Origin of the sequence: Mucilaginibacter aurantiaciroseus (assembly GCF_024055595.1) — a bacterium.
Classification (GTDB): domain Bacteria; phylum Bacteroidota; class Bacteroidia; order Sphingobacteriales; family Sphingobacteriaceae; genus Mucilaginibacter; species Mucilaginibacter aurantiaciroseus.
The window spans coordinates 172,310-190,287 of the sequence record NZ_JAMXOF010000001.1 but is presented as its reverse complement, the minus strand read 5'-3'; the positions used below and the strand labels follow the sequence as shown (position 1 = coordinate 190,287).

Below are 17,978 nucleotides of genomic sequence, written 5' to 3'. Positions count from 1 at the left end.
TTCGGACTTTTTTTTTATAACATCTTTACGGCTTACCGTCTTTCCATCTTCCCAAATAATCTGCACATTTGCATATCTGCACATCTGCAGATCAATTATATGATCCACAAAAAAACAAGAACCTACATCCCTGCCGACCTTGAAATTAAATGGGAAACGCTGGAACCGATATACAAAGAACTGCTTAACCGCTCTATCAATTCTGTTGAAGAGTTAGAGCAATGGCTTAAAGATGGCAGCGAATTACAAGCCGCGCTCGAAGAGGATTTTGCATGGCGCTACATTCGCATGACCTGTGATACCAACAGCGAAGAACTGTTGGCAAGTTTCCAGTACTTTGCTACCGAGATAGAACCACAAACCGCGCCCTACAATAACGAGCTAAACAAAAAACTGGTTAACAGCGAGTTTGTAGACCAGTTGAATGAGGAGAAATTTTACATTATGCTGCGCGCGGTGAAAAAATCTCTGGAGCTTTTCCGCGAGGAGAACATTCCATTGCAAACCGAGATCCAGGTGGAGCAGCAAAAATACCAGTCGATAACCGGCGCCATGAGCGTGCACATCGGCGAAAAAGAATATACATTGGAACAGGCTTCTGTTTTCCTGAAAGATACCGACCGTAGCAAAAGGCAGGAAGTTTGGGAAAAAATCACCGCCCGCCGTTTGCAGGAAAAAACAGTGCTGGATACCCTATTCGATCACCTGCGTGCCCTTCGCCATAACGTGGCTTTGAATGCCGGGTTTGAGAACTTTAGGGATTACATGTTCCAGGCGCTTGGCCGTTTTGATTACACCCCGCAGGATTGCTACGCTTTCCACGCGGCTATCGAAACCGAGATCGTACCCATCCTGCGCGAGCAGGCCGAAAAACGCAAAGAAGCTTTAGGTCTCGATGCTTTAAAGCCATGGGATATGGATGTTGATATTTCGGGCAAACCTGCTTTGAAACCGTTTAACAGCGGTGCCGAGCTGGTAGAGAAATCTATCCAATGTTTCAGCAACATCAACCGTTACCTGGGCGAGCGTTTAGAGATCATGAAAGATAACAACCTGTTTGATGTGGAAAGCCGTAAAGGCAAAGCGCCGGGTGGTTATAATTACCCGCTATCTGAAACGGGCGCGCCATTCATCTTCATGAACTCGGCTAATACCTTTCGCGACCTTACCACTATGGTGCACGAGGGAGGCCACGCGGTACACACCTTCCTGACTGCCGACCTGGAACTAAACGATTTTAAACACTGCCCAAGCGAGGTTGCCGAACTGGCTTCCATGTCTATGGAGTTGATATCAATGGATAACTGGGATGTGTTTTTTGATAACGAGGAAGACCTGAAACGCGCTAAACGCGATCAGTTATTTGATGTATTGAAAACTCTGCCATGGGTTGCCGTGGTAGATCAGTTTCAACACTGGATCTATACCAACCCGAACCATACCGATGCCGAGCGCACCGAGGCCTGGTTAAAGATCTACGAACCATTTGGGGCAGGCTTTGCCGATTGGAGCGAGCACCCGCAAGCCGGGCAAAACCTGTGGCAAAAACAACTGCACATTTTTGAAGTGCCGTTTTACTACATCGAATACGGCATGGCCCAGCTTGGCGCCATAGCCGTTTGGAAAAACTACAAAGAGAACCCCGAAAAAGGCCTGCAGCAATACCTGGAAGCCTTAAAACTGGGTTACACCAAAACCATTACCGAAATTTACGAAACCGCCGGTATCAAATTTGATTTCAGCGCGGGCTATGTCAAAGAACTGGCCGAATTTGTAAAAGCCGAAATGGATAAGATTTAAAAGTACCATCAGCCCTCTCCAACCCGAGAGGGCTTTTTTTTGCCTGTTCTATAATGTTTTCGCAGGATATTCTGAAAAGAGACCCTGCTTGTAATGCCAGATGCTGCTTCAATAGCACAGCAGAACGACTATGGTAAAACTCAGTATATAAGCTATTTACAGATACGCGCAACCCGTTACTTTTTAATATATTAAAACTTATATGTGTTTTTTAAGTTTTATAATATATGAAAAAGATACTTGTGTTGTTTAGCATAATACTGTTGGCAACTGCCGCATTTGCACAGATCCCATTAAAGCCGGTTAAGATAGATAGCCTGGTTACCATCTCCCTTCCGGAGAAATATATAAAGAAAGATACCCTGGGCCAATCCATTTATTCCGGTAATGGTTCTTATGGTTACATGGTGGTTATCCGCGCACCAAATGCCAATAACAACGAGCCGCTAAAAAAGGAACGCGACTTAAATAAAGTACTGCAAGATTATATCAAAGGCATAAAAGGCCAGGCAGATGGTAGCACCCAAAACGTGCGCGATACTACCATCGGCCACTTAAAAGCCAAAACCTTTACACTGGAAACCGACCAGGGCGCGGGCCTGCAGGAGCGTAACTTCATTATTATTTACACGCAAGATGTTACCTATACTTTTGAGTATTACTACGAAGAGTTAAGGAAAGATGTAGTGAATGAGGAATATAAAGCTTACTCGGGTTCCATCAAAGTATCGCCGGAATTGAAACGTACCGACCAATACCTATCTATGAGTAATGGTTTATCGCCGGCAGTTATGTATGGCTTGTTTGGCGGCGTACCGCTGATCGTTATCATAATTGTCGTGGTAGTTATCCGCAAAAAAAAGAAAGAGCGCGAAGAAGCGTAACTTAAGGCTTTGTAAGCAGTCCCCAATCCCAACGGGGGCTGTTTATAAATTTTTTACGGTCGATAAAGGTTAACCATGCCAGCGTTATAAAAACGCCTACTACCGAGCCCACCGTTACATCCTCAAAAAAATGCTGGCTCAGGTACATGCGCGAGTAACCTACCATCACCGCCACAAAAAACAGCAGCATGCCCCAGCTTTTATTCTTGGCCAGGTAAGTGATAACCACCCCTACCGAAAATGCCGTTACCGTATGCCCGGATGGGAAACTGTGTACCGCCAAAATGTATAGCCCCTTCACAAAGTGAATTTTATCGAGTTGATCTTCAAAATAAACCCTTGGCCTCGGCATATCAAAACTAAACTTTAAAATTTGCGCCGTTATAGCCGTTAAGGCGTAACTGGTGATGATCAGGAAAGATGCGCGGTAGTTGAACAGCGCAAAAATTAGAGAGAGTGCTATAACCGTATACCCATCGCCAATGTGGGTGATGTATGGTTCAATAGCGTCGGCAAAATCGCTGTGGATGCCGTTCACAGCGAAGAAGATCTCCGTCCGGGTGAAGAGCAATTTGATCACCAGGCAGGCACATAACAGGGTTATGTAAGGGATAAAAAGGTATCGTATTTTGTGTAAAACATCTTTAGCGCCTGCATTCATCGTTGCCAAAGTTAGCATATACTTTTTCAATGCAAAAAAATGGTTATGTTTGGTTTGGAAAGATCAAACTGATTAAAATACATGTCTAAGAGTATATTTCGCAGAAAATCTGTTTCTAAAATTTTGGCCGATGTAGCCAGCGGATTTAGTGATAGTGAACACCCGGGCAGCGCCTCCCAACTCGAAAAAGCGCTAAATGTTAAGGATTTAACCCTAATGGGGATTGCCGCCGTTGTTGGCGCAGGTATCTTCTCTACCATCGGCGAAGCCTCGTTCCAGGGCGGGCCGGGGGTTAGTATATTATTCATCATCACAGCCGTTACCTGCGGGTTTTCTGCCCTGTGTTATGCAGAATTTGCATCACGCATACCCGTTGCAGGCAGCGCTTACACCTATGCTTACGCCACTTTTGGCGAATTAATTGCCTGGATAATTGGCTGGGATCTACTGATGGAATATGCCATCGGCAACATCGCGGTAGCCATATCCTGGAGTAAATATTTTGTGAACCTGCTGGAGGGCTTTAGCATCCACATGCCTAAATTTTTATATACCGATTACCTGTCGGCATTTAGGGCACACGAAGAAGTGACGAAATTAACCGTAAGCCATAACCTTGGTGCCATTACAGATACGTTAAAAGAAAATGCCCTGGCATGGACCACAGCGCCCATGATAGGCAATATCAAACTAATCGCCAATATCCCCGCGTTGGCCATAGTATGCGCCATAACCTACTTGGTTTACATTGGCATCCGCGAAACCAAAAAGGCTACCAACGCCATGGTTTATTTAAAAATCGCCATTGTATTAGTGGTTATTGTGATAGGCTTTTTTTACGTTACACCGGCTAACTGGCACCCATTTTTACCAAACGGTTTTGGTGGGGTGATGAAAGGCGTATCGGGGGTTTTCTTCGCTTACATTGGGTTTGATGCTATATCTACCACGGCCGAAGAATGCCAAAACCCGCAAAAAGATTTGCCCCGTGGCATGATCTACTCGCTGGTTATTTGTACCGTTTTATATGTATTGATAGCATTGGTGTTAACCGGTATGGTTAGTTATAAAGAACTTAGGGTTGGTGATCCGCTTGCATTTGTGTTCGCTAAAGTTGGGTTAAAAAACATCAGTTATGTAATTTCTATTAGTGCGGTTATTGCTACCGCGAGTGTGTTGCTGATATTCCAACTGGGCCAGCCCCGTATTTGGATGAGCATGAGCCGCGACGGTTTATTGCCGAAAGTATTTTCGCGCATCCACCCCAAATACCACACGCCATCGTTCGCTACGATAGTTACCGGTTTTGTAGTTGGGGTACCAGCCCTGTTCTTAAACCTTACCGTAGTAACCGACCTAACCAGTATAGGTACCTTATTCGCATTTGTATTGGTATGCGGGGGCGTTCTTTTATTACCACGCGAAGCGGCTGTTAAAGGGAAGTTTCACTTGCCATACATTAATTCGCAATTTATAGTGCCGGTGTTATTTATAGTGGGCGTATTCTTCTTCCGCCATAACATCGTAAACTTAGTTAGCGGCGAAGCGCTACACCATAAGTTCCCTTACTTTTTGTTTATCATACTTTCCGCAAGTTTGGCCGTGCTATCGTTTGTTAAAAAACTGTCGCTGATACCTGTATTAGGCCTTGCAAGTTGTTTTTACCTGATGGCCGAACTTGATTACGACAGCTGGATCCGTTTCCTGGCATGGCTTATCATAGGCCTTATTATTTACTTTACTTACGGCTACAAGCATAGCAAACTGGGTAAAGGCAAAAATGCCCATTTAGCGAGGTAGATTATTAGTGATGACACACCCGCTATGTTAAAATATTATTAATGCCGGTGGAAACGCCGGCATTTTTTGTTTGGCGACTTGTCATCCTGAGCGATAGCCAAGAATCTGTTCCTCGCTCCCGCAGGGGCCTCTACGAGAGATCCTGCGGGAACGTAATTGACTTATACCCGCTTAGATCAGCATATAACAGCAAAGGCTACACATTTTCACAGGCAGCCTTTGCTATATATTTTGATAACGCCTATTGCGGCATTACCCGGTCTATCTTTACACTCTCGGGCGAGGTAAGCATCAACGGTACTTTTTCTACCGTTACAAAGCTTAGGTCGAGGCCAAAGTTGCGCTCTTCCGACAGGCTGATCCTTTTAAGATGCCCATACAGGAACATCACTATTTTTTCGTAAAACGACAGGTTGTGCGAGCGCGATAGTACTTTCTCGATCACCACAAACCTAAAGTCGCCCACAATTTTGTGTTTATTTAAAGATTTGTAGGTACTGGTGATATCAACCTCACCATTCTTAACCAAATCCTCAACTACCTTACGGAACAACAGGTTTATCTGCTGTTCTACACGGAAACCGAGTTTAAAGTCGATCCGGATCAGTTTACCCGGCACCAAAAAGTCTACCTCGTATTCGCTTTTGTAAGGCTCATCCACCACATCAACGTGTACCAGCCAATATACATCGGCACGTTTAGGTTGCTTTTGCAAAATGGAGTATATGATCTTCGATTCTACCTCCGAATTAAAGTTGGCGCTGGTTAAATAAACCAGTTGAGAAGCATATTTGGGCACGCTTTCGTCCTCGCTCATTTCTTTAATAATGTTGAAGTAATCGTCTATCTCAATAAATTTAACGTAACGGTTCTTGATCTTACGGGCGTCATGCCAGGTCCACATGATAATGAACAACACAAAACCAATTGACAAGGTAAACCAGCCACCATGGACAAATTTCACCAGGTTACCCAGCAGGAAGGTACCTTCGATAACCAAATAAACCAACAGGAACGTCCCGATAATATAAGCAGGCAGTTTTTTCCTTTGCAGGAATTTAGATACCAGTATGGTGGTCATTAACATGGCTACGGTGATACTTAAACCGTATGCCGCCTCCATACGTGCCGAATGCTGGAACAGCAATACCACACCAATACAACCGGCACATAACAGCCAGTTAACGCTTGGTACATATAATTGTCCTTTTTGTTCGGACGGGTAATTGATGCGCACTTTTGGCCATAAGTTTAACCTTACCGCCTCGGCAATCAGCGTAAACGACCCGGATATTAAGGCCTGGCTGGCAATAACCGCCGCTATAGTGGCTATACCGATACCAAAGATCAGAAACCATTCGGGCATTATTTTGTAGAAAGGATTATTCAGGTTCAGGTTGATCACTTGTCCTTCGCGCTGTAGCAGCCATGCCGCCTGCCCAAGGTAGTTTAATACCAAACAAATTTTTACATAGATCCAGCTGATGCGGATGTTATCGCGGCCACAGTGCCCAAGATCTGAATACAAAGCCTCGGCACCCGTTGTACACAGGAAAACCGCACCCAAAATGATGAAGGCGTTATAATCCGACGATAGCAACTGGTAAGCGTAATAAGGGTTTAAAGCCTTGACGATAGATGGCATCTGCACAATAAACGATACGCCTAAAACGCCCATCATGGTAAACCAAATGAACATGATAGGCCCAAATGCTTTACCCACCAGGGAAGTACCAAACTGCTGTATAATAAACAACACGGCAATAATTGCGATAACTATTTGCACCGTTGGTAACTGCGGATAATACGTTTGTAACCCCTCAATAGCCGATGAAATGGTAATTGGCGGCGTAATAATACCATCTGCAATCAGCGCGCACCCTCCTATTACGGCAGGCACAATAAGCCACTTTGCTTTACGGCGCACCAGCGAAAAGAGCGAAAAGATGCCGCCCTCGCCTTTATTATCAGCCCGGAGGGTGATAATAACATACTTTAATGTGGTTTGGAGTGTAAGGGTCCAAAAGATGAGGGAAACACCTCCCAGTACCAAAACTTGCGATATAGGTTGCGAATTGCTCGAATGTTCGGAGCCAATAATGGCCTTAAACACGTACAATGGTGATGTACCTATATCACCGTAAATTATTCCTAAACTAATAAGCAGCCCCGCGGCTGATAGTTTCTGCAGATCTTTATGATTTGACACTATATTTTAAAAAAATACAAAACTATTAAAAAAAACCATTACAACTTAAACTATCTATAAACGTATAAGTCTTATAAATACAATAACTAACAAAACCTTATTTTGTTAAAATTTGTTAAAATTATTTAAATAATCGTTACATCATCACTTGATGAGCGCTTTATTTATACTTTTGTAAAGTTTATAATAATATGGGTCGAAAATTTACTTATCTTAATTCCTGGTTCACCGTAATTGCGCTTGCAATAGCTGTGAATTTTGCGCTTGCAAAGGGAGTTAACGCCCAAAAAAGTGATTCATCGTACTTGCGTTCTGTTAAAGCAAAATCCAAAACATCTTATTTAAAAAATGGCCTGCATTTAGCCCTGCCCCCTTTAAAACCAAACGCGGTATCGGCCGAAAAAATCAACCTGGCACGTCCAGACGATAAATTGATTAGCAATGTGGTAGTTTACCCCATCCCTGTTACCAATATGCTCAACATAAAGTATAGGCTTTCTCGCAATTCTTATGTGAATATTGTGGTGATGGATATTTTGGGTAATACCGTACTTACTTTGGTATCCCAGCGTGTTGAATTTGGGGAACAAATTATTAACTATAACATAAACAATAAATTACCACGTAGTTTTTATTTTTTGAGGATAACAGCTGGTATCGAATCTGTAAACACACGGATATCGGTAATAAATTAAAAAAGGCTGTCTGATAAGGCCATATTTCATAATTGAATACTTAAATTAAATTTTGGGGCACATTCAATTTAAATTAAAAAGAGCGGTTTTGGAATTCAAAACCGCTCTTTTTCTATCTATAACGTTTCTTTTTTTATCAATTTACAGTAAATGTTGGACAGCTATCGCAACACCAATTGGTTACAGTTCCGGAAACATATGGACTGGTATGCCCAAGAGAACCTTCGGCTACACTTCTTCCGCCAGCAACCGGGTACCAGGTTCCTCCAATTTTGACGCCGCACGATTACGCAACTACCCCATCTAAAACATTTCTCATCTCAGCTTTGCTAAGTTTTTCAAACTTATTCATAAAATTTGTTTTAAAAATTGATTAGTTCTTTTAGTTATCACGTAACAAACGGCTTTAAGGTTTGCTCCTTATTTTGTATTTAATTCAGCAAATCTGAATCATTCAACACCGCGTCAAAATCACCAACAATAGTTTTTAAACTTGAGGCTTAGTTGTATCCAGTAATTAATTTGAAAGTCATCAGGTCAATAAGCTTAATTGATCAGGTATAAATATCAGTATTTAAAGTTAAACGATAAATATTAATCATTTGTTAAATAACGTTATTGGTCAACGAAATATTTATGGTTAACAAAGATCTGGTCGGTACAGAGTCGGTTAACAAGCGAATTTCGGTGGTATTGTAAGCTCCCTTGGCCTCCTTAAGGGCGAGTAATTTATTTAACATCAATGGTGGCACTGTCTTGTCAGTTGTCAATTTCTTAAATTATTGATTATCAATGTTTCCAGCATTATATTTGTGTGTTCACAATCGTGAACGTGAACATTTTGCGATATGCAAAGGATTATTTAATACATCCGTAAAGAAATTTCCGATATTTTTCCATCCCATGGCTATCGGGATTAGGTTTTAGAATTTAGAGTTTATAATTTCGGCGTTATAACATTTGATTATGAAAATAATAGCCATTGGCCGTAATTATGCCGAGCACGTCAAAGAATTAAATAACCCCGTGCCTACCACCCCGGTAATATTTATGAAGCCGGATACCGCCCTGCTGAAGGACAACAAGCCCTTTTACCACCCGGAGTTTTCGCAGGATATCCACCACGAGATAGAGATAGTACTAAAGGTGAGTAAAGAAGGAAAGCACATTAACGAGAAATTCGCTTCAAACTATTTTGAAGAGATAGCCCTTGGCGTTGATTTTACCGCACGCGACATCCAATCGAAACACAAAGAGAAAGGCCTGCCCTGGGAACTGGCCAAGGCTTTTGATAATTCCGCCCCCATCAGCACCTTTTTACCCAAAGATAAATTTGCCGATCTCTACAACGTAAACTTTAACCTGGACATAAACGGCGAAACCCGCCAGAAAGGCAATACCAAAGATCTGCTCTTTTCGTTTGAGCGTATCATAGCCTTTGTTTCCCAGTACATCACCCTAAAAAAAGGCGACCTGATATTTACAGGCACTCCCGAAGGTGTTGGCAAAGTTGCCGTAGGTGACAGGTTAGAAGGATTTTTGGAGGGTGAAAAGCTTTTAGATTTTTATGTTAAATAGATACAGTACTACGCAATTGTCATTTCGTTTTTTTATAATCGCTGTCACGATTTGTATTACAAGCACTATCACCCGCGCCCAGGATGTTATCCAAAGCAAACAATATCCCAAAAACCAGTTCCGTTACCCTTTAGATCTGCCGCCAACTACGGCTGGTTCTTTTGGCGAGTTGCGGGCAAACCATTTCCACTCGGGGTTAGATTTTAAAACCAACCAGCGCATTGGTTTCCCGGTACATGCCGCATACGATGGTTATATTTCCAGGGTACGCGTGCAGTTTGGCGGTTTTGGGCAGGCTTTGTACATTACCCATCCAAACGGCTACACCACCGTTTACGGGCACATCGAAGCTTTTACCGCCGAGATAGCAAAATACATTCGCGATTACCAATACAAAAACCAAACCTACGAGGCTGATATAGCCATGCCGGTTGGTACGTATAAAGTAAACAAGGGTGATGTAGTAGCGGTATCCGGCAACCGTGGTGCATCAGCAGGGCCGCACTTGCACTTTGAGATCAGGGATACTTTGACGCAGGAAACCATCAACCCGCAACTATTCGGCTTAACCATTCCTGACCAGATCCCGCCGACTATTACGGCAATAGGCATCTATCATTTAAACGGCAACCCATTCAGCGATAAAACGCCCAAAGAATTTTTGGCGGTCATCGGCGCAAACGGCAACTACCATTTAACCAAACCGCAGGTGCTTAACCTTGGTGGCAATATCGGTTTCGGCATATCGGTTATCGATCAAAACAGCGCGTCCATTAACCGCAACGGCATTTATTCGTTGGAGCTGAAACTGGATGGCGTTACCATGTACACCTTTGCGGTAGAACGTTTCGCGTTCGATCAAACGCATGCCATTAACGCTTATATAGATTATCCCGCGTTTATAACCGCCCGCCGCTGGGTGCAAAAGTGTTTTATATTGCCCGGCAGCCGCATCTCGCTATACCCGCAATCTATCAACCGGGGCATTATGGCCTTTAATGATGATAAAATTCACGAGGTGGAATTTGTGGTGAAAGATATAGCCGGGAATAGGTCAACGCTAACATTAAAAGTGCAATCCAATACGTCGGCGGGTAGTGCCATTCCTGAGAAACCTACAGCCACTTTACTGCATTATGAACGTAAAAGCGAGTTTGCCAACGATAAAGTTAAATTGAGCATTATGCCGGGTAACCTGTATGATGACCTGGATTTCATCTATTCGGCTATGCCGGCAAAACCGGGGGCAGTATCGTTAACACATCGCATCCACAATAAATTAACCCCCATACATGACGGGTACGACCTTTGGATAAAACCCGACGTAAACCTTGTTGCCAATGCAGATAAAGCGGTAATTGTAAACGCGGCCACGGGCAGTATAGGCGGCACCTACGAAGCTGGCTGGGTAAAGGCTACAGCCAAAGCCTTTGGCGATTATTATATCAAGATCGATACCATTCCGCCGATCATCACCCCTATTAACATTCGCAATGGCAGTAATATGAAGGCTTTAAGGGCCATTAAGCTGCGCATGAGCGATAATTTGAGTGGTATTAAAAGCTACGTAGGTAAAATTGACGGTAAATGGGTATTGGTAGAGTGGGATTATAAAACAAAGGTTTTAAGTTATACCTTTGATGACAGCATCGCCGCAGGCAAACATAAATTTGAGTTTACGGTTACTGATGCAAAAAATAACGTGAGTACATTCACAGCAGAATTTTACAGGTAATGGCAACAGAACTTAAAGCAGGCGACAAAGCCCCGAATTTTACAGCTAACGACCAAAACGGCGCACCCGTTTCATTAGGTGATTTTAAAGGCAAAAAGGTTATCCTTTACTTTTACCCAAAAGATGACACCCCGGGTTGCACGGCAGAAAGCTGCAGTTTCAAGGATAATTATCAATCGTTGCTAAGCCAGGGCTTTGAGGTTATTGGGGTGAGTGTGGACGACGAAAAATCGCATAAAAAATTTGAGACCAAATACCAGTTGCCATTTACTTTGATTGCCGATACAGACCATAGCATTGTTGAAGCTTATAACGTTTGGGTGGAGAAGAACATGTACGGTAAAAAATATATGGGTACCGCCCGCGCTACTTTCATCATCAATGGCGATGGCATTATTGATAAAGTGATTGAGAAAGTTGATACAAAAAACTCATCGCAGCAGGTGTTAGACCTGTTGTAAGCCGCATCCAAGAATTAAAAGTATCCCATACCGGAGGAGATTTAGAAGGAGCTTTTAGAGGGCGGCTTAAAACTTATATCAAACAAAAACACTTTATATTTATTTAAAGATAAATTTTAATAGATGGCCATTCAGGCAGAAGACGAAGAGATACTCAGTAAGTTTAGGGACGAAAAGACCCGTAACGAGGCATTTAACCTTTTGCTGAAAAAGTATCAGCAAAAAATATACTGGCATGTTCGCCGTATGGTTATTGACCATGACGATGCCGACGATATTGTACAGGATGTATTCATCAAGATCTGGAAGAACCTTCCGGGTTTCCGTAACGATGCACAGCTGTACACATGGATGTACCGCATTGCCACCAACGAATGCATCACCTTCCTGAACAAGAAAAAAGCAAAGAACAATGTATCGCTTGATGATGTGGATTTTGAGCTGGCAGACACCCTGTCGAGCTCGGACCAGTTCACGGGCGACCAGATCCAGCGTAAATTGCAGGATGCCATTTTAACCCTTCCCGATAAGCAGCGACTTGTTTTTAATATGAAGTATTTTGATAATATGAAATATGAAGAAATGAGCGAAGTTTTGGGCACAAGCGTAGGTGCCTTAAAGGCATCATACCACCTTGCGGTTAAAAAGATTGAAGCGTTTGTAACCAATATCGATTAATTAGGTAGAATATTTAAATTAGCATTAAACCTTTTGAAAGTTTATTCATCTATAAGAGAGTATGAAAAGCGATATGGAGAATAACGAATGGGCGGGCGATGAAATGTCACTTGAACGGTTTTCGAAAGAAACCCCGTTTACAGTGCCATCCGGCTATTTTGAAGAAGCCGGTAAGCGCATATTGTCCCTTATAAAATTAAATGAATTAAAAAGTGATGATATGGCACAGGGATTTGCTGTGCCAACAAATTACTTTGAAGAATTGAACACGAATATCCAAAGCAGGATAAATATCGAGGCAATTGCAGGTACCGAAGAAAAAATTTTTGCAGTGCCCACGGGATATTTTGACCAGCTTACCCAAAATATACAAAGCCGCATCAACATTGAAACCGCCGCAAGCAGCGAAGCCGAAAACTTTAGCGTGCCGGCCGGTTACTTCGATAACCTGCAGCAACAGATAACCGCCCGCATTGCCGTGGAGGAATTGCTGGTGAAAGAACCTGCGTTTACCGTTCCGGATAATTATTTTGAACAGCTTAACCGCGATATTTTAAATAAAACGATTAACCAGGAGGCTGTAATACGTAAAACTATTGTACGTAAGCTTTGGGCATCAAACACCTTTAAATATGCAACTGCTGCCTGTTTATTACTAATTGTTGGTACTGGCGCATTCCTGAGGGAGGCACAACAACCAGTTACGCATTCGCAAACGCTTTTGCACAAACAAGTATCAAACATACCGGTAGACGAAATTAAAGACTACCTTGAATTAAATATAGACGCCAACGATACGCGTGGCTTAATGGATAACGACAAGCAAATTAATACTGATGCCCTGGATGCCGATCTTCAGGATTATATTAATATTAATTAATAATACTTTTAATGAACAGGCTGCTTAGATATATTTTCTTTTTATTAGTATTTGCATTAGGTAACGACGATATTTTTGCGCAGGTAAATAACTTTCGCCGCCCCTCGCCTGTAACAAAGGCAAGAATTATACGTAACCCAAAACTACAGGCAGCCCGCGATAAATTTATTGCCCAGCAACTCTCACTTACTTCAGAAGAATCGCGCAAGTTTTGGCCTATCTACCGCCAATACCAGGAGGACCTTACCGCTATCAAGATCTTGAAGAAACAAAATAATTCCAGTTCATCTGCCAACGGTATGGAGCAGATTGATAAAGAATTGGAGTACGATAACCAGATGGTACAGATCCGCAAGCACTACCGTGATGAGTTCCTAAAGATCTTACCTCCCGAAAAGGTAAGCGCCTTGTATAAAAGCGAGGTTGAATTTACCAACGAACTCATCAAAACATTCAGCGAGCGCAGCGTACGCGCGGGGAATTAGCGGAGTTGAATCATTGAAGATCAGCAATACATATTATTTCTGAATTTGTAGTTTTTCAACATCCTTTATTTGATACTACATAAATTACGTTGGCTGAAACAGATAAATTGAAGCCATAATTTTCTATAGCAGGAAGTACCAGTTTTTTCCATGTTTTGCCCATGTCTGAAGACCGGAAAATACCATCTGAACGGCCACATATTAAATATTTACCCATTTGTTTGATGAATAAAATATTCAATGAAGATTGATGTAAGCCTATTTTTTTCATTAATAAACTACTCCAGGTAGGCTGCAGTTCTTCACCTATTGCATTCTATGTTTTCAACAATACTGCTAACTTTGTAACCTTAAAACATTCCAACATTAAAGCAACATCCATGTTAACCCTTCGCCAGCTATTTCTTAATAATAACGCCCAAACAACCCATTTCCCGCTACTGCTGGAGTTTGAGCGTGCGGAAGGCGTTTACATGTACGATAGCGAAGGCAAAGCCTATACCGACCTCATCTCGGGCATTGGCGTAAGCAACCTGGGCCATAGCAACCCAAAAGTAGTGCAGGCCGTTAAAGACCAAGTTGACAAATACATGCACCTGATGGTGTACGGCGAATATGTGCAAACCCCGCAGGTGCGCTTCGCCGAAAAGCTGGTGAGCATATTGCCTAAAACATTAAACTCCGTTTACTTCACCAACTCGGGTTCCGAGGCGCTTGAGGGCGCTCTTAAGCTGGCCAAACGCTTCACCGGCAGGCAGCAGATAGTAGCTTTTAAAGGCTCTTACCACGGCAGTACCCACGGGGCATTAAGCGTAATGGGGAACGAGGAATACAAACAAGCTTATCGCCCGTTATTACCCGGCGTTAACTTCATGAGCCTTAATAACCTGCCCGATCTTGAATTGATAACCGAGCAAACCGCTTGTGTTATTTTAGAAACCATCCAGGGCGAGGCGGGCATCCGCGTGCCGGATGTTGCTTACATGCAGGCCTTACGTAAACGCTGCACCGATGTTGGCGCTTTGCTGATACTTGATGAGATCCAGGCTGCATTTGGCCGCACGGGTAAACTCTTCGGCTTTGAACACTTTAATATTGTGCCAGACATACTACTGCTTGCCAAGGCACTTGGCGGCGGCATGCCTGTAGGTGCTTTTGTATCATCGGCAGCTATGATGTCGGCATTTAAAGAAAACCCTATTCTGGGCCATATTACCACTTTTGGCGGCCACCCTGTTTGCTGTGCCGCCGGCCTCGCCGCTTTAGAAGTTTTGCTGGGTGAGAACCTGATAGACGGGGTTGCCGAAAAGGAAGCCATCATCCGCGAGCACCTCGTTCACCCGGCCGTCAAACAGATCCGCGGTAAAGGCTTAATGCTGGCCGCCGAGTTTGAAAGCTTCGAACTGAACAAAAAAATTATTGATACCTGTATAGAAAATGGTGTAATTACCGACTGGTTCCTGCATTGCAGTAATTCTATGCGTTTAGCCCCTCCGCTTATTATCACTAACGAGCAATTGATAAATGCCTGTAACATCATTACACAGGCCATTGATTTTCATACAGATAGTTTGCAATAACGTAATTTCATCTGCTTTTCATTTTAATTTTAATTAATAATTTAACTGTAAAAAGAAAGTTCCGGTACTCTATTTTGGTTTATTGGTATAGTTTATGCTATGTGATATGCGCCTGTGCAAATATGCCTTATACCAACATAACTATCGTTTTTGAGGTCAACAGTGCATACTTTTCGGGTCGGTGGGTTTGATTTTTGCTAAAAAATAAGCATTCCACTATAAAAACGATAATAACAGCTGCTTTACAATATGAAAATCGCATACATATCTACCTATCCTCCCCGCGAGTGCGGTATCGCTACCTTCAACCATAATTTAATGAACGCCATAAATGCAAACTTTCCTGATAGGAAGAGCCCGCTTGAGGGGGGATTTGTGGTTGCCCTTAACGATTCCGAAAATTTGCAGGAATACGAATACCCTTCGCATGTTAAATATGTTATCCGCCAAAATCATCAAAAAGATTATATCCGCGCTGCAAACTATATCAATACCAGTACTGCGGATGCTGTTATTTTAGAACACGAATTTGGGATCTACGGCGGCGAGAGCGGGATCTATATTCTACCGCTGATCAACCGTTTAGAGAAACCGCTGATCTCTATACTGCACACCATATTAAAAGACCCAAGCTATGTACAGCGCATCATCATCCGCGAAATTGCCGAACAATCTTCAAAGATCATCGTGATGAGCAAACGCGCGGTTGAGTTTTTGACCACCATTTACGATATTCCCGAAGATAAAATTCAAATTATAGAGCACGGCGTACCAGACCTGGAAGCACCGGAAATTAACCCGGTTAAAAACCTGAGCCAATTTAAAAACCACCGTGTAATGCTAACGTTTGGTTTGCTTAGCCGTAATAAAGGTTTAGAAACCGTTGTAAAAGCCCTTCCAAAAATAGTAGAGAAACACCCTGATGTAATGTACGTTGTGTTGGGTAACACCCACCCCGGCGTTATCAAAAACTCGGGCGAGGAATATCGCGACCACCTGAAAACATTGGCCGCGCAGCTTAATGTGTCCAAGCACCTGTCATTCATTAATAAGTTTGTAGCCGAGGATGAACTGATAGACTACCTTACAGCAGCCGAAGTTTACGTAACCCCGTATCTGAACGAAGCACAAATCACCAGCGGTACATTATCATACGCTGTGGGTGCAGGTGCTGCCGTAGTATCAACCCCATACTGGCATGCTACCGAACTTTTAGCAGATGGCCGCGGCCGTTTGTTCGACTTTAAAAATTCGGAAGCCTTGGCTGAAACCGTTAACGAACTTTTGGATGATAAAGAAGTGCTTGATGAATTAAAATCAAACGCTTACGAATATGGCCTGCATTTACGCTGGCCTGCCACCGGCGCCGAGTTTATTTGCGTTGCACAGGAAGCTGCCGCAAAACACGATTTTAGCGACAAGATCTTAAAGAACAGCATTGTTGACCCGGAAGTATTACCAAAGTTTAGTCTTACGCACATATTGCGCTTAACGGATGATACCGGCATTGTGCAACATGCTAAATATGGTATCCCTAACTTAAAAGAAGGCTATTGTTTAGATGATAACGCCCGCGCATTGATCATGGCATTAATGGCATACCAGCGCAGCGGAAGCAATGAAGCATTTAAATTGCTGCCCATATATTTAAGTTACATCCATTACATGCAAACGGATGACGGTAACTTCCGTAATTTCCTGAGTTTTAGTCGCCAGTATTTGGACGAGGTTGGGTCAGAAGATTCATTCGGCCGTACCATTTGGGCATTGGGATATTTGATTAGCTGTGCGGCAAGCAATTCCTATCGCGAATTTGCGATGGAGATCTTCCATAAATCTTACCCGCACTTTAGCGCGTTAAAACATATACGCGGGCAGGCAAATACCATTATTGGTATCTCTTTGTACCTACAGGCCTTCCCTACCGACGAAGGTATGGTTGCAGAATTGGTACGCTTGACACAGCCATTAATTGATGCTTACGAAACTACCCGCAGTGATGACTGGGAATGGTTTGAAGAAAGCATGACCTATGATAACGCGATCCTTCCATTAGCGTTATTACATTCTTGCGAAATAACAGGTAACCAAAAAGCGAAAGACATCGCGTTAAAAACTATGGCCTTCCTGGATAAACTTACCCTATCAAACGGTTATTTAAGCCCGGTTGGTAACGAGGGATGGTATCACCGTGGCGGCAAGTTCCCGGTTTACGACCAGCAGGCTATAGAAACGATGGCTATGGTGCTGATGCATTTCCAGGCTTACCAGATCTTCCGCAAGCCTCAATATATCGAGAAAATGTTCCTGAGCTACAAATGGTTCCTGGGCGAAAACTCGTTGCGGGCACCATTGTACGACCACGAAACTAAAGGCTGTTGCGACGGTTTATTGCCAACAGGCATCAACCGTAACCAAGGCGCCGAAAGTACATTAGCGTACATGATATCGCACCTTACCGTATTGAAAGCTTTCGAACTGGAGTATGAGTATAATAAAATATCCGATGACCTGCAGTTAAAAGTCTGCTAA

General features: G+C 43.0%; 15 protein-coding genes. 12 read left to right on the top strand and 3 right to left on the bottom strand.

The window, feature by feature from the left end; genetic code table 11:
* The first annotated feature begins 99 nt into the window (after positions 1-99).
* Together NAF17_RS00820 and NAF17_RS00815 are read left to right on the top strand one after the other, a co-directional pair.
* Positions 100-1,800 carry a M3 family oligoendopeptidase gene (locus tag NAF17_RS00820; protein WP_252756077.1) on the top strand — a complete coding sequence of 567 codons (1,701 nt, stop codon included), beginning with the start codon at positions 100-102 and terminating at the stop codon, positions 1,798-1,800.
* Positions 1,801-2,027: 227 nt separating this feature from the next.
* Positions 2,028-2,684 carry a GGIII-like transmembrane region-containing protein gene (locus tag NAF17_RS00815; RefSeq protein ID WP_252756076.1) on the top strand — a complete coding sequence of 219 codons (657 nt, stop codon included), beginning with the start codon at positions 2,028-2,030 and terminating at the stop codon, positions 2,682-2,684.
* Position 2,685: 1 nt separating this feature from the next.
* Here the strand turns inward: NAF17_RS00815 and NAF17_RS00810 are convergent, their stop codons facing one another.
* The gene (locus tag NAF17_RS00810) at positions 2,686-3,375 is read right to left on the bottom strand and encodes a phosphatase PAP2 family protein (protein WP_252756075.1); all 690 of its coding nucleotides are present in this window, start codon (positions 3,373-3,375) and stop codon (positions 2,686-2,688) included.
* A 51-nt stretch (positions 3,376-3,426) separates the two neighbouring features.
* Between NAF17_RS00810 and NAF17_RS00805 the strand changes: the two genes are divergently transcribed.
* Complete coding sequence (locus NAF17_RS00805) at positions 3,427-5,145, top strand: amino acid permease (RefSeq protein ID WP_252756074.1); 1,719 nt, start codon at positions 3,427-3,429, stop codon at positions 5,143-5,145.
* Between the two features lie 241 nt (positions 5,146-5,386).
* Here the strand turns inward: NAF17_RS00805 and NAF17_RS00800 are convergent, their stop codons facing one another.
* Complete coding sequence (locus NAF17_RS00800) at positions 5,387-7,354, bottom strand: KUP/HAK/KT family potassium transporter (RefSeq protein ID WP_252756073.1); 1,968 nt, start codon at positions 7,352-7,354, stop codon at positions 5,387-5,389.
* Positions 7,355-7,545: 191 nt separating this feature from the next.
* Between NAF17_RS00800 and NAF17_RS00795 the strand changes: the two genes are divergently transcribed.
* From NAF17_RS00795 to NAF17_RS00765, 7 genes are all read left to right on the top strand, one after another.
* Positions 7,546-8,049 carry a T9SS type A sorting domain-containing protein gene (locus NAF17_RS00795; protein WP_252756072.1) on the top strand — a complete coding sequence of 168 codons (504 nt, stop codon included), beginning with the start codon at positions 7,546-7,548 and terminating at the stop codon, positions 8,047-8,049.
* Between the two features lie 966 nt (positions 8,050-9,015).
* Positions 9,016-9,627, top strand: coding sequence for a fumarylacetoacetate hydrolase family protein (locus NAF17_RS00790; RefSeq protein WP_252756071.1), 612 nt, complete (start codon positions 9,016-9,018; stop codon positions 9,625-9,627).
* Between the two features lie 16 nt (positions 9,628-9,643).
* Entirely contained in the window at positions 9,644-11,362 is a 1,719-nt protein-coding gene (locus NAF17_RS00785; protein ID WP_252756070.1) for a M23 family metallopeptidase, read from the top strand.
* Entirely contained in the window at positions 11,362-11,823 is a 462-nt protein-coding gene (bcp, locus tag NAF17_RS00780) for a thioredoxin-dependent thiol peroxidase (RefSeq protein WP_252756069.1), read from the top strand. Before NAF17_RS00785 ends, bcp begins: the two co-directional genes overlap by 1 nt.
* A gap of 123 nt (positions 11,824-11,946) precedes the next feature.
* Complete coding sequence (locus tag NAF17_RS00775) at positions 11,947-12,501, top strand: RNA polymerase sigma factor (RefSeq protein ID WP_252756068.1); 555 nt, start codon at positions 11,947-11,949, stop codon at positions 12,499-12,501.
* A 61-nt stretch (positions 12,502-12,562) separates the two neighbouring features.
* Positions 12,563-13,381, top strand: coding sequence for a hypothetical protein (locus tag NAF17_RS00770; RefSeq protein ID WP_252756067.1), 819 nt, complete (start codon positions 12,563-12,565; stop codon positions 13,379-13,381).
* An 11-nt stretch (positions 13,382-13,392) separates the two neighbouring features.
* Positions 13,393-13,866: a hypothetical protein gene (locus tag NAF17_RS00765; RefSeq protein WP_252756066.1), complete on the top strand. Its 474-nt coding sequence runs from the start codon at positions 13,393-13,395 to the stop codon at positions 13,864-13,866.
* A 55-nt stretch (positions 13,867-13,921) separates the two neighbouring features.
* Here NAF17_RS00765 and NAF17_RS00760 read toward each other — a convergent pair whose 3' ends face one another.
* A complete protein-coding gene (locus NAF17_RS00760) occupies positions 13,922-14,137 on the bottom strand; it encodes a beta propeller repeat protein (protein WP_252756065.1) in 216 nt (71 codons plus the stop codon).
* A 109-nt stretch (positions 14,138-14,246) separates the two neighbouring features.
* Between NAF17_RS00760 and NAF17_RS00755 the strand changes: the two genes are divergently transcribed.
* A complete protein-coding gene (locus NAF17_RS00755; protein WP_252756064.1) occupies positions 14,247-15,446 on the top strand; it encodes an aspartate aminotransferase family protein in 1,200 nt (399 codons plus the stop codon).
* Positions 15,447-15,695: 249 nt separating this feature from the next.
* Positions 15,696-17,978 (top strand): glycosyltransferase family 4 protein, encoded by a 2,283-nt coding sequence (locus NAF17_RS00750; RefSeq protein WP_252756063.1) that lies wholly within the window; start codon positions 15,696-15,698, stop codon positions 17,976-17,978.

Excerpts from the sequence above, each read along its gene's own strand:
- NAF17_RS00750 (WP_252756063.1), top strand. The coding sequence starts at position 15,696 with ATGAAAATCGCATACATATCTACCTATCCTCCCCGCGAGTGCGGTATC.
- bcp (WP_252756069.1), top strand. The coding sequence starts at position 11,362 with ATGGCAACAGAACTTAAAGCAGGCGACAAAGCCCCGAATTTTACAGCT.
- NAF17_RS00790 (WP_252756071.1), top strand. The coding sequence starts at position 9,016 with ATGAAAATAATAGCCATTGGCCGTAATTATGCCGAGCACGTCAAAGAA.
- NAF17_RS00755 (WP_252756064.1), top strand. The coding sequence starts at position 14,247 with ATGTTAACCCTTCGCCAGCTATTTCTTAATAATAACGCCCAAACAACC.
- NAF17_RS00815 (WP_252756076.1), top strand. The coding sequence starts at position 2,028 with ATGAAAAAGATACTTGTGTTGTTTAGCATAATACTGTTGGCAACTGCC.
- NAF17_RS00765 (WP_252756066.1), top strand. The coding sequence starts at position 13,393 with ATGAACAGGCTGCTTAGATATATTTTCTTTTTATTAGTATTTGCATTA.
- NAF17_RS00775 (WP_252756068.1), top strand. The coding sequence starts at position 11,947 with ATGGCCATTCAGGCAGAAGACGAAGAGATACTCAGTAAGTTTAGGGAC.
- NAF17_RS00820 (WP_252756077.1), top strand. The coding sequence starts at position 100 with ATGATCCACAAAAAAACAAGAACCTACATCCCTGCCGACCTTGAAATT.
- NAF17_RS00760 (WP_252756065.1), bottom strand. The coding sequence starts at position 14,137 with ATGAAAAAAATAGGCTTACATCAATCTTCATTGAATATTTTATTCATC.
- NAF17_RS00770 (WP_252756067.1), top strand. The coding sequence starts at position 12,563 with ATGAAAAGCGATATGGAGAATAACGAATGGGCGGGCGATGAAATGTCA.
- NAF17_RS00805 (WP_252756074.1), top strand. The coding sequence starts at position 3,427 with ATGTCTAAGAGTATATTTCGCAGAAAATCTGTTTCTAAAATTTTGGCC.
- NAF17_RS00795 (WP_252756072.1), top strand. The coding sequence starts at position 7,546 with ATGGGTCGAAAATTTACTTATCTTAATTCCTGGTTCACCGTAATTGCG.